Origin of the sequence: Bradyrhizobium canariense, from assembly GCF_018130465.1 — a bacterium.
Classification (GTDB): Bacteria; Pseudomonadota; Alphaproteobacteria; order Rhizobiales; family Xanthobacteraceae; genus Bradyrhizobium; species Bradyrhizobium canariense_C.
In genome coordinates this window covers 166,643-179,222 of sequence record NZ_JAFCKJ010000005.1, presented here as the reverse complement: position 1 = coordinate 179,222, position 12,580 = coordinate 166,643, and the positions used below count along the sequence as shown (strand labels likewise).

General features: G+C 63.6%; 13 protein-coding genes. 5 read left to right on the top strand and 8 right to left on the bottom strand.

What is annotated here, in order from left to right; genetic code table 11:
• Positions 1–58 precede the first annotated feature (58 nt).
• Positions 59–1,138: an isocitrate/isopropylmalate dehydrogenase family protein gene (locus tag JQ591_RS16445; RefSeq protein WP_211397058.1), complete on the top strand. Its 1,080-nt coding sequence runs from the start codon at positions 59–61 to the stop codon at positions 1,136–1,138.
• Between the two features lie 219 nt (positions 1,139–1,357).
• Here JQ591_RS16445 and JQ591_RS16440 read toward each other — a convergent pair whose 3' ends face one another.
• A complete protein-coding gene (locus tag JQ591_RS16440; protein WP_211397057.1) occupies positions 1,358–1,735 on the bottom strand; it encodes an antibiotic biosynthesis monooxygenase family protein in 378 nt (125 codons plus the stop codon).
• Between the two features lie 94 nt (positions 1,736–1,829).
• Between JQ591_RS16440 and JQ591_RS16435 the strand changes: the two genes are divergently transcribed.
• Entirely contained in the window at positions 1,830–2,729 is a 900-nt protein-coding gene (locus JQ591_RS16435; protein ID WP_211397056.1) for a LysR family transcriptional regulator, read from the top strand.
• Positions 2,730–2,733: 4 nt separating this feature from the next.
• Here the strand turns inward: JQ591_RS16435 and JQ591_RS16430 are convergent, their stop codons facing one another.
• The 4 genes from JQ591_RS16430 to JQ591_RS16415 form a co-directional block, all read right to left on the bottom strand.
• On the bottom strand, positions 2,734–3,555 hold the full coding sequence (locus tag JQ591_RS16430) for an enoyl-CoA hydratase (RefSeq protein WP_211397055.1): 822 nt from the start codon (positions 3,553–3,555) through the stop codon (positions 2,734–2,736).
• 114 nt (positions 3,556–3,669) lie between these two features.
• Positions 3,670–5,019, bottom strand: a complete 1,350-nt coding sequence (locus JQ591_RS16425) for a L,D-transpeptidase family protein (protein WP_211397054.1) — start codon at positions 5,017–5,019, stop codon at positions 3,670–3,672.
• Between the two features lie 376 nt (positions 5,020–5,395).
• Positions 5,396–5,767, bottom strand: a complete 372-nt coding sequence (locus tag JQ591_RS16420) for a helix-turn-helix domain-containing protein (RefSeq protein WP_211382658.1) — start codon at positions 5,765–5,767, stop codon at positions 5,396–5,398.
• Between the two features lie 29 nt (positions 5,768–5,796).
• Positions 5,797–6,843: a LysR family transcriptional regulator gene (locus JQ591_RS16415; protein ID WP_211397053.1), complete on the bottom strand. Its 1,047-nt coding sequence runs from the start codon at positions 6,841–6,843 to the stop codon at positions 5,797–5,799.
• Positions 6,844–7,352: 509 nt separating this feature from the next.
• Between JQ591_RS16415 and JQ591_RS16410 the strand changes: the two genes are divergently transcribed.
• Positions 7,353–7,619: a hypothetical protein gene (locus tag JQ591_RS16410; protein WP_211397052.1), complete on the top strand. Its 267-nt coding sequence runs from the start codon at positions 7,353–7,355 to the stop codon at positions 7,617–7,619.
• Between the two features lie 206 nt (positions 7,620–7,825).
• Positions 7,826–8,557 (top strand): cytochrome c biogenesis CcdA family protein, encoded by a 732-nt coding sequence (locus JQ591_RS16405; RefSeq protein ID WP_211397051.1) that lies wholly within the window; start codon positions 7,826–7,828, stop codon positions 8,555–8,557.
• Here the strand turns inward: JQ591_RS16405 and JQ591_RS16400 are convergent.
• From JQ591_RS16400 to JQ591_RS16390, 3 genes are all read right to left on the bottom strand, one after another.
• Positions 8,554–9,690 (bottom strand): mandelate racemase/muconate lactonizing enzyme family protein, encoded by a 1,137-nt coding sequence (locus JQ591_RS16400; RefSeq protein WP_211397050.1) that lies wholly within the window; start codon positions 9,688–9,690, stop codon positions 8,554–8,556. The genes JQ591_RS16405 and JQ591_RS16400 overlap by 4 nt on opposite strands.
• A 15-nt stretch (positions 9,691–9,705) precedes the next feature.
• On the bottom strand, positions 9,706–11,163 hold the full coding sequence (locus JQ591_RS16395; RefSeq protein ID WP_211397257.1) for a sensor histidine kinase: 1,458 nt from the start codon (positions 11,161–11,163) through the stop codon (positions 9,706–9,708).
• Between the two features lie 348 nt (positions 11,164–11,511).
• Positions 11,512–11,856 carry a DUF1236 domain-containing protein gene (locus JQ591_RS16390; RefSeq protein WP_211397049.1) on the bottom strand — a complete coding sequence of 115 codons (345 nt, stop codon included), beginning with the start codon at positions 11,854–11,856 and terminating at the stop codon, positions 11,512–11,514.
• 138 nt (positions 11,857–11,994) lie between these two features.
• Between JQ591_RS16390 and JQ591_RS16385 the strand changes: the two genes are divergently transcribed.
• Entirely contained in the window at positions 11,995–12,228 is a 234-nt protein-coding gene (locus tag JQ591_RS16385) for a hypothetical protein (protein ID WP_211397048.1), read from the top strand.
• Positions 12,229–12,580 lie beyond the last annotated feature (352 nt).

Sequence of the window (12,580 nt, the reverse complement as noted above, 5' to 3'; positions counted from 1 at the left end):
TGGATTGCTTCGCTTCGCTCGCAATGACGACTTAGCTAGCTCTTTCCCGAGGCTTCCCATGTCCGCAAATAACGCCTTCCACATTGCCGTGCTCGCCGGTGACGGCATCGGTCCCGAAGTCATGGCGCCGGCCATCGAAGTCCTGCGCAAGATCGAGACCAAATCCGGCTTGAGCTTCCGCTTCACCGAGGCCCCGGCGGGCGCCAATAATTATCTCGCCACCGGCAAGTCGATGCCCGATACCACCATCAAGCTGTGCGAGGAGGCGGACGCGATCCTGCTCGGGGCCTGCGGTCTGCCGTCGGTGCGCTATCCCGATAACACCGAGATCGCGCCGCAGATCGAGCTGCGCTTCATCTTCGATCTCTATGCCGGTGTGCGCCCGGCGCGGCTCATTCCGGGCGTGCCGAGCCCGATCGTCGGCGCCGACCAGCGCGGCATCGATCTCGTCGTGATCAGGGAGTCCACCGAGGGCCTGTTCGCCTCGATGGGCAAGGGCGTCGTCACCCATGAGGACGCGCGCGAGACCATGGTGATCACGCGCAGAACGTCCGAGCGCCTGTTCGAGTTCTCGTTTCGCCTCGCCGAGCGGCGCAAGGCGCGCGGCAAGCCGGGGATGCTGACCTGCGTCGACAAGGCGAACGTGTTCAAGGCCTTCGCCTTCTTCCGCGGTATCTTCGACGAGATCGAGAAACGTCACCCCGAGGTGAAGACCGACCGGCTCTATGTCGATGCCTGCGCGGCGATGCTGGTGAAGCGTCCCTGGGATTTCGACGTGATGGTGATGGAGAACATGTTCGGCGATATCGTCTCCGACATCACCGCGAGCCTGATCGGCGGCCTCGGCATGGCGCCATCGGCCGACATCGGCGACAAGTACGCCGTGTTCCAGCCCTGCCACGGCACCGCGCCCGACATCATGGGGCAGGGCAAGGCCAATCCCACCGGCATGATCCTGTCGACCGCGCTGATGCTGGACTGGCTCGCCGACAAGCACGGCGTCGAGGGCGCAGCCGAGGCCGGTGAAAAGATCGAGCGCGCGGTGGATCAGGTCTATGCCGCCGGCCTCAAGCCGATGGAGTTCGGCGGCAGCAACGGCACGGCGGATATCACGAGGGCGGTGCTCGCGGCACTCTGAAAACGGACGGCGGGGTTGCGTCACCTCGCTCCGCTTGCGGGGAGAGGTCGAATTCGAGCGAAGCCCGAATTCGGGTGAGGCGACTCTCCGCGAGTCGAACTCTTATCGTGATCGGGGAAGCAGCCCCTCACCCCGACTCTCTCAGCGAGCCTGACTTACGCGCCGCTTTTGAGGCTTCACCTCCGAACGACCTGGCTGCCTGTCTTGTCGATGGTCGCCTCAAACTCCGCGGGTCGCCTTTGCGGTCCACATTCGCTCCCGAACCACGCTGCAAATCTGGAACTTGAATTCGCTGAAGAAGGCCTCGACCCCACGCCGCTTCGCCTTGGCGTGCTCGGGATCGATCCGCCAACGATGAAGTGCTTCCTCGGTCTCGAATTCGACGATCGTCACTCGCTCTCCATCGTCCGCAACAAAACCCTTGTGCGAGATGTAGCCGGGTATTGTTCGCGCAAGTTCGCTCATGCGTTTTGCCATCGGCCCATATTCATCCTGCATGCCGGGATTCATCCGCGTGCGAAAGACAGTGACGATCATCAGACTAGCTCCTGTGTGGGACGAACCTTGTTCACCGCTCTTGCGGCGGTAGTCGCCCAATCGGCAGCGCTGTCGTCCCTGCTACGACTTTACGCGAGGTGTATCATCACATATAATGAATAATTGTGATTTAGTTGATCTCAGTGAGAGATGTATGGATCTGTCGGATCTGCGGATATTCGTTGCTGTCGTGCGCGAAGGCGGCGTGACCCGCGCGGCCGAGCGGCTGCACCGCGTTCAGTCCAATGTCACAACCCGTATCCGGCAGTTGGAAGAAGATCTCGGCGTCGCCCTCTTTATTCGGGAGGGTAAACGCCTTCATCTGGCGCCCCAGGGGCAAGTGCTGTTTGGCTACGCCAATCGCCTGCTCGCGCTGGCGGATGAAGCGCGCGATGCTCTGCAAGATGCAAAACCCCGCGGTACGTTCCGCCTCGGGGCGATGGAAAGCACGGCGGCTGTCAGGCTGCCAGGACTGCTCAGCGATTACCACCGACGGCATCCAGGGGTCGTTCTGGAGCTTCGCACCGGCAATCCGCAGGTTCTCGCGAGCGCCATTCTCGCCGGCGATCTCGACGCAGCGCTTGTTGCCGAACCCATAGCCGATGAGCCGTTTGAGAAGGCGCCCGCCTTCGAGGAGGAGTTGGTGATTATCGCGGCCGCCAATCATCCGCCGATGGTCAAGAAAGGCAGCAAGCTGCCACGTACCGTCATCGTCTTCGAACACGGATGCCCGCATCGCAAGCGGCTTGAAGACTGGTACGCAAAGCGAAAGGAAATGCCCGAACGTATGATCGAACTGGCGTCGTATCACGCCATGCTGGGTTGCGTCGTTGCGGGCATGGGCGTAGCCCTGATCCCTAAGAGCGTTCTCACCACTTTTCCAGACAGAAGACTCTTGAGCGTCCACCCATTGGGAAGAACGGAGAATCGAGCGTCGACTGTGCTCATCTGGCGCAGGGAGGCAGGCTCCGCGAACGTTCAGGCCTTGAGGGAGATATTGCAGAGCCTCCGGTTCGCAAGTCACGGGCAAGTGCGGACCGCTCGGGCTGTGTGAGGCGCTACTTTCCCGAAAACTGCGGCTTGCGCTTCTCCATGAAGGCCTGCCGGCCCTCGCGAAAATCGGCACTGTCCATGCAGGCCGTGCCGACTGCCTTGATCGCCTCCATGTCGCGGCCGCTTTCGTCCTTCAGCACCTGTGCGATGGTGAGCTTGGCGGCCTTGATCGCGAGCGGTGCATTTTGCGAGATCGTCTCGGCGATGCCCATGGTCTCGCCCCAGAGCTGATCGTCGGGAAAGACGCGCTCGATCAACCCGATACGCAACGCTTCGGTGGAATCGATGCGCATGCCTGTGTACATCAGGAGCCGCGCCCAGGACGGGCCGACCAGCGACACCAGGTGCTTCAATCCGTCATAACCGTAGGCGATGCCGAGTTTCGCCGCGGGAATGCCGAACTGGCTGCCATGGGAGGCGATGCGGATGTCGGCGAGCATCGCGACCTGCATGCCGCCGCCGAGGCAGAAGCCCTGGATGCAGGCGATGGTCGGCTTGGGATAGTCGGCGAGCAGCGCGCGCTGGGCGGCGCTGCGTTTAGCGTATTCCTCGGAAGCGGCGGCGTTATGGCGCGTCTTCTCGAACTGGCTGATGTCGGCGCCCGACACGAATGCCTTGCCACCGGCGCCGCGCAGGATCACGACGCGCACGGTGTCGTCGTCGCGTAAGGCTGTCAGCGCCTCGCCAAATCCCTCCCACATCTCCAGCGACATCGCATTGCGCTTGTCGGGATTGTTGAAGGTGATCACGCCGACGCCACTGGCTGTGTGCTTGAGGACCTTGCCGCTGGCGTAAGGTGTTTCGGTCGTGCTGGAAATGTCGGGCATCGCGCGCTCGCTTGTCGTAGGCCGGGCGCAATGTGCGGCCGGGGCAAGGCCCGGGTCAACCGCGGCAGGGGATGCGGCTTTGCATCCGCCCGTGCCGCGATTGCATGGCGCGATCTATCGCGTCATGTGCGCGGTCAGCGGATGGCTGCCGGCATTGCTGAAGAACGCCGCCTCCTCGGCGGTCGCCTCCAGGAGCTGCTCGTCCTGGTTATAGACGTCGTTGCGGAACTGGACGGTCTGGTCCTTGGTCATCCATGCCGTGAGATAGATCCAGGCCACCGGCACTTTCTTCGCCATGGCGACCTCAAGATGCTGGCCGGTGGCGATTTCCGCGTCGATCGCGGCGCGGCTCCATTTCGGCTGGTCCTTCAAGAGCCAGGCAGCGAGATCGCGCACATTGTCGACGCGCGAGCAGCCATGGGAATCGAAGCGGTAGTCATCGCCGAACAGATTGCGCTGGTTGGTGTCATGCATGTAGACCGAATAGGAATTCGGCATGTCGATCTTGACCGCGCCGAGCGCGTTGAACGTGCCGTTCTGCTGGCGCACGGTGAAATTCGGCGTGTGCGTGCCCGACCAGTCGACCGAATGCGGGTCGATCGGATTGTCGTGGGCGTCGAGCACCTCCATGTGCATGCGCGACAGGTAGGTGGGATCCTTGCGCATATGCGCGGAGATCTCGGTCTTGGCGATCGAGGAGGGCACCGTCCAGGTCGGATTGAGGACGACGCTGCTGATCTGGGCCGTCAGGGTCGGCGAGGGCTTTTCGGTCTTGCCGACGATCACGCGATAGCGCCGCACGACGACGTCGTTCTCGACCGCTTCGGCGAAGGCGGCGGGGATGTTGACCACGACATAGCGCGGGCCGAAGCCGAAATTCATGTTCTCGAGCCGCTGGAGCGAAGCCTCCAGCTGCCGGATGCGCTTCTGCACCGACACGTTCATCGCCGCGATCGTGCGCGGCGTCACCGTTCCGGTCGGCGCGAGGCCGTGGCGGGCCTGGAAGCGTTTCACGGCGTCGGCGAGATCCTGGTCGAAGGCGCCGCTCGCCTTGTCGGCGGAAAGATCGCCGGAGACGATCAGCCGCTTGCGCAAGAGATCGTCATTGGCGCCCTGGGCGCCGGGCGCGAATTTGGCGTCTGCCGGGATCGCCGGCCAGCCGCCGCGCACCGCGAGATCGGAATAGCTCAGCGCCGCATCCTTGATGCGCTGGGCGGAGCCCTCGTCATAGGTCGGCTCGTGCGTCAGCGCGAGCGCCGCCGCCGAACGGCTCTCTGCCGTCGAAGCGGACGCCGGCGCGGCAGTTTTCGGTGCGGCTGCGTGGGCCGGATTGGCGGTGGCCGGCACCGTGCCAGCCGCAGTCGCCGGCTTGGGCCCGGCCTGTCCAATGGTCTCGGTCTGTGCAAGCGCGGAGGCGCTGGCGAGTACGCCGACGGCAATGATCATCGCATGGCGTTTCGACATGTGTCCCCATCTTCCCCATGAGAACGAGGCCCGGACGGGCGCTCGCATCGGCAATTCCGGTGGTCGTGCTGATTCGAGAAGCCGGCGGGAGGCTAGCGCCTCCCGGTTGCGGTCCCCTTAAGCACGGCGCGTCGCGAGCCCCGTGCGCAAGGCACGCGGTCTCTGGATTGGGTCGCGACAGGGCCGGAACGGGTTCGCGAAAACCGCGGGCGGCGGCGGGAAAAATGGTCAACAAAAAGGGGCGGTCATGCCGCCCCGAGAAGTCCGCGCAAGCGCGCGGGCCGGATACATCTCGTCCGGGTCTCGTCCAATCCGGCCGCGTCCCCGTGACGCGGCGGATTGAACATCGGCCGGAAAGGCGCGAACGCCGATCGGCTCAGGCTTCGTTCGCTGCGATCGATTCCATCAGCGAGACGAGCTGACGCTGCACCGTCTGGTCCTTGATCTTGCTGTAGGCGCGCAGCAGGCGGAGGCTGAAGGCCGAGTCCAGGAAGAGCAGGCTCTCGACTTCGCGCGCCTTGTTGTCGCCGTCATAGAAGAAGGTCACGGGCACGTCGAGGGAAGTGGCGATCTGCTGAAGCCGAGCCGCGCCGACGCGATTGACGCCCTTCTCGTATTTCTGAACCTGCTGGAAGCTGACGCCGAGCTTCTCGCCGAGCTCGGCCTGCGAGATCTTCATCTCGACGCGCCGCAGACGGATCCGTTTGCCCAGCTCAATGTCCGGCTTGCCGGCACTGCGCTGCTTCATTCTCTTCGCCGCTGTCTTCATCTTTTTTCTCATCGGTCTTCGGTTGAAAACCCCCCGAAGAGCTGGGTCAGGGGTTCGCCCATATACTCGTCCTTGAATTCATGCGGGTGCACGAACTCTTCCTTAAACCACGGGAAACGCGCTGGATTGAAGGCTTCGATCAGCCAGTCAATCATGTGCCGCACTCTCGGAATCCGGCCGCTACCAGGATGGTAGGACAACCAGATATCCAGCGGTCTGTTCAGCTCGACCTCCAGTGGAATCAACTTCCCGCCAAGCGCAATGGCGTAGCTCGGGAATACGCCGATTCCGGCGCCATTCGCGACCGCCCAGTAGTTGGCGCTTGAGACGTTGGTCTTCATGACCAGAAGGTCACGCTCCGGAACGCCGGGGAAGAAGCTCTCGAAAGTTTGCTTGGCGGCGAGTTGGTCGGCGAACTGCAGCACCAGGCGGTGCTTGATCAATTCCATCGCCGAGCGCGGCGCGCCATGTTTTGAAATGTATTTCTCGGAGGCCCAGAACATCAGATGCATGCGGCCGAGCCGCACCAGCTTGACGTCGAGCGCCGAAGGCCGCGACAGGTGAATGGCGACGTCGGCCTCGTGGCGGGAGACGTCGGCCGAGCGCATCGCGCAATGCAGATCGACCAGGATCTTCGGATAGGCCTGCTGGAATTCGACCAGCCGCGGGGCGAGCCAGAATGTGCCCAGTCCCTCGGTCACGGCGACGCGGACCTCGCCGGACAGGGCATTCGCCGTCGAATCGCTGGTGCGCAGCACGTCGAAGGCAGCCGCCTCCATTTGCTCGACGGCGGAGACCACGAGCGCGCCTTCGTCGGTCAGACGGGTGCCGTGGACGTCGCGGGTGAACAGGGTGGTGCCGGTCTGGCGTTCGAAATCATCGATCCGGCGGCGGACGGCGTTGATCGACAGCGACAGGCGCTCGGCTGCCGAGCGGAAACTTCCGCATCGGACGACTTCCAGGAAAATGCGCGCCGCATCCCAGTCCGAGAGGCCGCTGATGTTTGTCTTTGGGCGTTCCTCCAGTGGAACGCCCCTTTCCGCCAAGGAGTGCATACAAGTCCCTTCGGGTCGCTAAACTGGCAGAATCTGGGGCAAACCACAACCACGGCGGGTTGGGGAATGACGAGTTTTGAACGTCATCCTTACTACGCTGCGGGTGGTATCCGGGTGCTGCCAGGGCTTGGAACAAGGGCTGGGAATCGGGCAAACCATCGCCCGTATGAGGGGTGTGGCGTGAGTTCCGTTGTGAGCCGTGACATGGCTGCGGGATCGTCGGCGCTGTCCGCAATGAACGTCCTTGCGCGAGAGAACGTCCTTGCGCGAGAGCCGGTGCCGCCTCCCGCGATGGATCAATTGCAGCACGCTAGGCGTTCTAAGAATGAGCGTTTCAACGATAGCCGGCAGCGCGACGCGATACTCGCTGGAACCGCGTTTTCAACGCGAAAACACACTGAAATCATGTTCGGGGGCGCAGTGGCCTCGTGTTATCCTCGATGCCTCATGGGGGCCAAAGAGGTCGTCACAACCACGTCTCACAGGCCGAATTAACGGAAAGAACGCCGGTGTCGCATTCAGACGAACAGTTGCAGTCGGTGCTGGAAACGCTCGAAGAGTGCCGCAGGGTGCTCAACGAGTGCAACAGCCGTGAGTCGGCCGAGCTGCTGTCCATTGTCATCTTGGACGTGCGGATGAAACTCAAAGGAATTGACAGTGCCGATCTCAAGGCACTGTGCGACGAAATGCTGCGGAGCGCTTCCAGCGAACCGCAGCCCCCCTCCAAGCAGACGCAGGACCAGCCCCGGCGTCCGCTGCTCCGCGTGGTGAAGTAGCCACGCCGCCGAGTTTCGCTTTTTGGCGAGATTTGTGTGTGTCCCGATGCCGCATCTGTGATCACAGACGGCATCGGGAGGAGCCCTGGTTTTGTGCGCCTCTGTTGCGCATTCGCTAGCATCGGCTACACCAGAGCCGGTTCGGCTCCGGGCCGCGCGCATTCCCCGCGCGCCGCGCCGGCGCCTGAGATGGCTCCGACTGCATCATGCAAAATGTCTCGATCCCGGCGGCGCTGATTGCCGGCCTCGTCAGCTTCCTCTCCCCTTGCGTCCTGCCGCTGGTCCCGCCCTACCTGATCTATCTGACGGGCGCGACGATCGAGCATGTCGAAAGCGACGAGCCCACTTCGGCCTCCAAACGCGCGATCATGATGTCGGCGCTCCTGTTCGTGCTCGGCTTCTCCACGGTGTTCGTGGCGCTCGGCGCCAGCGCCTCGCTGATCGGCGGGCTGATCCGCGCCTGGTCGGCCGAGCTCTCGATCCTCGCCGGCATCGTCATCATCGTCATGGGCCTGCACTTCCTGGGCCTGACGCGCATCGGCCTGTTGATGCGCGAGGGACGCTTGACTGCGCCCAAGCCGGTCGGCCTCTGGGGCGCTTATGTGATGGGGCTCGCCTTTGCCTTTGGCTGGACGCCCTGCATCGGCCCGATCCTCGCCGCGATCCTCTCGGTCGCCGCGGCCGAAGCGACGGTGACGAAGGGCGCCGGCCTGCTCGCGGTCTATTCGGCCGGCCTCGGCATTCCCTTCCTGATCGCCGCCCTGATGATCGAGCAGTTTTCCACCCTGTTCGCGCGCATGAAGGGCCATCTCGTCAATGTCGAGCGCGCCATGGGCGTCCTGATGGTGATCACCGGCATCGGCTTCCTCACCGGCGCGGTCTCGAATGTGAGCATCTGGCTGCTGGAGACGTTTCCGGCGTTGCAGACGATCGGTTAAGGCGCAGCCGCAAAGCGCGCCAGTGCCTCGCGGTCGATCTCGATGCCGAGGCCTGGCCCCTCGGGCACCTGCACGACGCCCTTCGCGTGCTCGATCGGCTCCTTCAAAATCGCCTGCCGGATCGGATGTTCGGTGCGGTCGAATTCGAGAATCGGCTCGAGCGGTGACAGCGAAGTCGGCGTGTGCGAGGGCAGCACGGCGAGGAGTTGGAGCGAGGCAGCGATCGCAATCCCGGTGCCCCAGACGTGCGGATTGTAGCGGATGCCGAAGGCCTCGCTCATGTCGGCGATCTTCTTGCATTCGCTCAAACCACCTGCCGCGCAGGTGTCGGGTTGCACGATGTCGAGCGCATGCGCGGTGAACAAATCGCGGAAACCGAAGCGCGTGAACTCGCACTCGCCGCCGGCGACCGGAATCGTGAGCGCGGATTTCACCGCGCGATAGCCCGCGACGTCCTCCGGCGGCACCGGCTCCTCGAACCATCCGATGTCATGGCGCTCGATCAGGCGGCCGAGCCGGATCGCCGCGACCGCGTCATAGGCGTGGTTCGCGTCGACCATCAGCGCGACATCGGGGCCGATCGCCTCGCGCACCGCGCGGGTGACTGCGGCGTCCTCGGCGACTCCGAAACCGACCTTCAGCTTCACGGCGCAGAATCCCTCGGCGGCATAACCGGCCGCTTCTTCCGGCAGATATTTGAGCGGATCGCCTGATTTGCGCCGATAGAGACCGGTCGCATAGGCCGCAACCTCCTTGCGTGCCGCGCCACCGAGAAGCTGATGCACGGGCACGCCAAAATGCTTGCCTTTGATGTCCCATAACGCGATGTCGATGCCGCTCATCCCCTGGATCACGACGCCCTTCTGGCCGTGATCGCGCAAGCGAGCGTAGACCATCTGCCATAGTACGTCGGTGCGCAACGGATCCTCGCCGATCAGCCACGGCGCGATACTCTGCACCACCGCCGCCGTCATCCGCGCCGGGCCGTAGCATTCACCCCAGCCGACAAGGCCGTCATCGGTCTCGATCTCGAGCAGCATCGCGGTGCGTGTGTCGTACCAGGCGCGCGAGTAAGCGAAGGGCTGCGAGAGCTTTGCTTCAAGAATGTGCGTGCGCACATTGGTGATCTTCATCGCCGATGTCTCCGTTCACCGCGCCTCGTCCAGCGTGCAAATCACCGTGCAGACCACGCCGCGCGGCAGGAAGTCGACGGTTGCCTCGCCGCCGAGCTGGTCGCGCGCGCTGCGCTCGATCAGGCGTGAGCCGAAGCCGCGCCGCACCGGCGCCGTCACCGGCGGTCCGCCGATCTCGGTCCAGATCAGGCGTAGTCGCGGCTTCGGCGCATCGGCGATGACCTCCCACTCCAGCGTCACCCGACCGGTCTCGTTGGACAGCGCGCCGTACTTGGCCGCGTTGGTGGCGATCTCGTGCACGATCATTGACAGCACCACGGCGAGCCGTGGCGACAGTGGCGCGGCGGGGCCGTCCATCCGGATGCGTTCGGGATTGTTCAGCAGGAACGGCTGTAGCGCGCGGGCGATCACGTCCCGCAGCTCGGAGCCCGCCCACTTTTCCTGGCTCAGCAAATTATGCGCTTCGGCCAGCGCACCGAGTCGGCCCTCGAACTTCGTCCGCTCGTCCCGACTGGCGCTGCGGAAGGTCTGCACCGCGATGGCCTGCATCAAGGCCAGCGTGTTCTTGACGCGATGGTTGAGTTCGTCGATCAGGAGATCGTGCAGCATCTCGCCACGCGCGATCGTGGTCGCCATCCTGACCGCGAAGGCCAGACCGGTCAGCAGCAGGATGCCGCCGATCAGGCTGGTGATCGCAATGTTGCGCCAGAGCGGCGCGATGAGCGAACTCTCGGCGACGCCGGCGGCGACCGCCCATCCGGTCAGCTGCGACCGTGTGTAGGCTGCGGCCAAGGCGACGCCGTCGAGCGACACCGTCGGAAGCGATGCTTCGTTGCTGCGGAACATCTCGGCATAGAGAGAGGGCGAAGCGCGCTTGCCGAACGTTTCGCTGGGGTTCGGCGTGCGCGCGAATACGATCCCCTTGTTGTCGAGCAGCGACACCGTCCAAAGCTTGTCGGGCTGCTGCTTCTCCACCAGATCCTGGAAGATGCTGATCGGCGGGCTGAAGCAGAGGTCGTAGATCACCTCGCCGTTGCGGAGCACCGGAACCTCGACGGTGAGCACCTGTCGCCCATTGATCGCGCCGGTGAACAGGTCGGAATATTGCGGCGCCCTGGTCGCAAACACCTTCTCGATGATCCCGAGATGACCGCGTGGCGGCAGGCTCGCGGTGTCCTCCGTTGCAGAGGAAAACAACAGCCGACCGCTGCGATCGGAGATCAGAACGAGGCCGCCCTTGCCGTACTGGTCGACGAATCCGAGCGCGATGCGGCGGAAGTTCTGGAAGTCGTCGTTGCGCAGCGAATTCGTCAGCGCAAGGACCTGCAAGCCTCCGGTCATCCGCTGCACCTCGGAGTCCAGCACGAGGCGCATGCTGCGCACGTTCTCCAGCACGCGGCGCGTCGCGTCGTTGCGGTCCTGCTTGTAATTGTAGACGGCAATGCCGACCGCGAAGACGATCAGCGGCAACATCGTTCCCGTGACCAGAAGGGCGAGCCGGACCGGCAGGGTGAGCTTTGACAAACGCAGGCGTCCCGGTTCCAGCGCAACTGCGCCGGATTATGATTTTGGGGAGACCATACGGGCGGGACTCACGCTGCGCCACGATTTTCGCGTCCGGCGAGCCGTCAAGACAAGATGTTGCAGCGCAGCCGGGCGCTGGCGCCTCAGCTCATGCTGATGGCGGTCAGCAGCAGACACATGGCGTAGACAGCCGCCAAGCTGATCCCGGCGATCCGGGCTTCCCGATGCGATGTCATGCGGTGAACTCCGGGGAGGGTGGCGGCCGCCTCCAGGCGGCCGCCGTGCATCTCGCCTTGATCAGTCGATTTCCTGAACGACCGTGCGCGAACCGGGATCGACCAGCATCACGCGATCGCCTGAATAGACATAGCGGTACTTGGTGAGCGAGGGACCCCAATCCGTCGGAACCGCCTCGAGCTCGACCTCGCTCGGTACCCTCGCGCCGACGATGATCTTTTCCTTCGTGGTAACCGGGCGAACGCGGTGCTCGGTGACGTAGGATTGGATCCTGGTTCGATATTGCGGCTCGATCTGAATCGCTGCTGCGTGACCGGTTCCTGTGGTGGTCACCACGGTGGATTGCGCGAAAGCGCCGGTCGTCATCAGGATGGCCGCGGCCGATAGCAGGAAAAGCTTCTTCATATCGTCCTCCTCGTAAAGCTAAGCGCCGCACCAACCTCCCACCGCAGGCCCCGTTCCTCGAAGTCAGGAACAAAATGCGACTTTTTCCCGTTAGCGAATGGACCGGACTGAAATGCCCGGCAACTGGAGGAGGAGATAATGAAGATGAAGCTTGCGACTGCTGCGGTGATGATTGCCGCATTTTCCCTACCGGCGTTCGCGGCCGACGAGTTCTACGTCGTGCAGGACGTCAAGACCAAGAAGTGCACCATCGTCGACAAGAAGCCGATGGATACGACGATGACCGTCGTCAGCCCGTCGGGCACGATCTACAAGTCGCGCACCGAGGCTGAAAGCGGCATGAAGACCGTCAAGGTCTGCACGTCCAACTGAGGAGGATGACACAATGCCCGTTCTGATTCTGTGGGCCGTGCCGGCCGTGCTGGTGATCGGCGGCGGCATCTATCTGATCGGTCACATGCACTAACCCCGCAGTGGAAGGCGAGCGGGTCTGTGCGTGCCGCGCACAGACCCGCAAGCCTTCTCCTACGGGCAGGTCTTCCGTCTGCCGCGAGCAAGTCTTCCGTCCAATGCGAGACTGGGAGGGTCGCCCATGCGGCCTGCCGCGCGCCAGCAGGAGCACGAGTTGCAGTGCAACAGGTCGTCCAGGAGGTGCCCTGCGACGAAGAGTACCTCCAGCGCACCCGAAATGACTTCCGTCCCGCCGACGTTTTCCATACGCTTC

Excerpts from the sequence above, each read along its gene's own strand:
- JQ591_RS16445 (WP_211397058.1), top strand. The coding sequence starts at position 59 with ATGTCCGCAAATAACGCCTTCCACATTGCCGTGCTCGCCGGTGACGGC.
- JQ591_RS16435 (WP_211397056.1), top strand. The coding sequence starts at position 1,830 with ATGGATCTGTCGGATCTGCGGATATTCGTTGCTGTCGTGCGCGAAGGC.
- JQ591_RS16430 (WP_211397055.1), bottom strand. The coding sequence starts at position 3,555 with ATGCCCGACATTTCCAGCACGACCGAAACACCTTACGCCAGCGGCAAG.
- JQ591_RS16425 (WP_211397054.1), bottom strand. The coding sequence starts at position 5,019 with ATGTCGAAACGCCATGCGATGATCATTGCCGTCGGCGTACTCGCCAGC.
- JQ591_RS16420 (WP_211382658.1), bottom strand. The coding sequence starts at position 5,767 with ATGAAGCAGCGCAGTGCCGGCAAGCCGGACATTGAGCTGGGCAAACGG.
- JQ591_RS16415 (WP_211397053.1), bottom strand. The coding sequence starts at position 6,843 with ATGCACTCCTTGGCGGAAAGGGGCGTTCCACTGGAGGAACGCCCAAAG.
- JQ591_RS16405 (WP_211397051.1), top strand. The coding sequence starts at position 7,826 with ATGCAAAATGTCTCGATCCCGGCGGCGCTGATTGCCGGCCTCGTCAGC.
- JQ591_RS16400 (WP_211397050.1), bottom strand. The coding sequence starts at position 9,690 with ATGAAGATCACCAATGTGCGCACGCACATTCTTGAAGCAAAGCTCTCG.
- JQ591_RS16395 (WP_211397257.1), bottom strand. The coding sequence starts at position 11,163 with ATGTTGCCGCTGATCGTCTTCGCGGTCGGCATTGCCGTCTACAATTAC.
- JQ591_RS16390 (WP_211397049.1), bottom strand. The coding sequence starts at position 11,856 with ATGAAGAAGCTTTTCCTGCTATCGGCCGCGGCCATCCTGATGACGACC.
- JQ591_RS16385 (WP_211397048.1), top strand. The coding sequence starts at position 11,995 with ATGAAGATGAAGCTTGCGACTGCTGCGGTGATGATTGCCGCATTTTCC.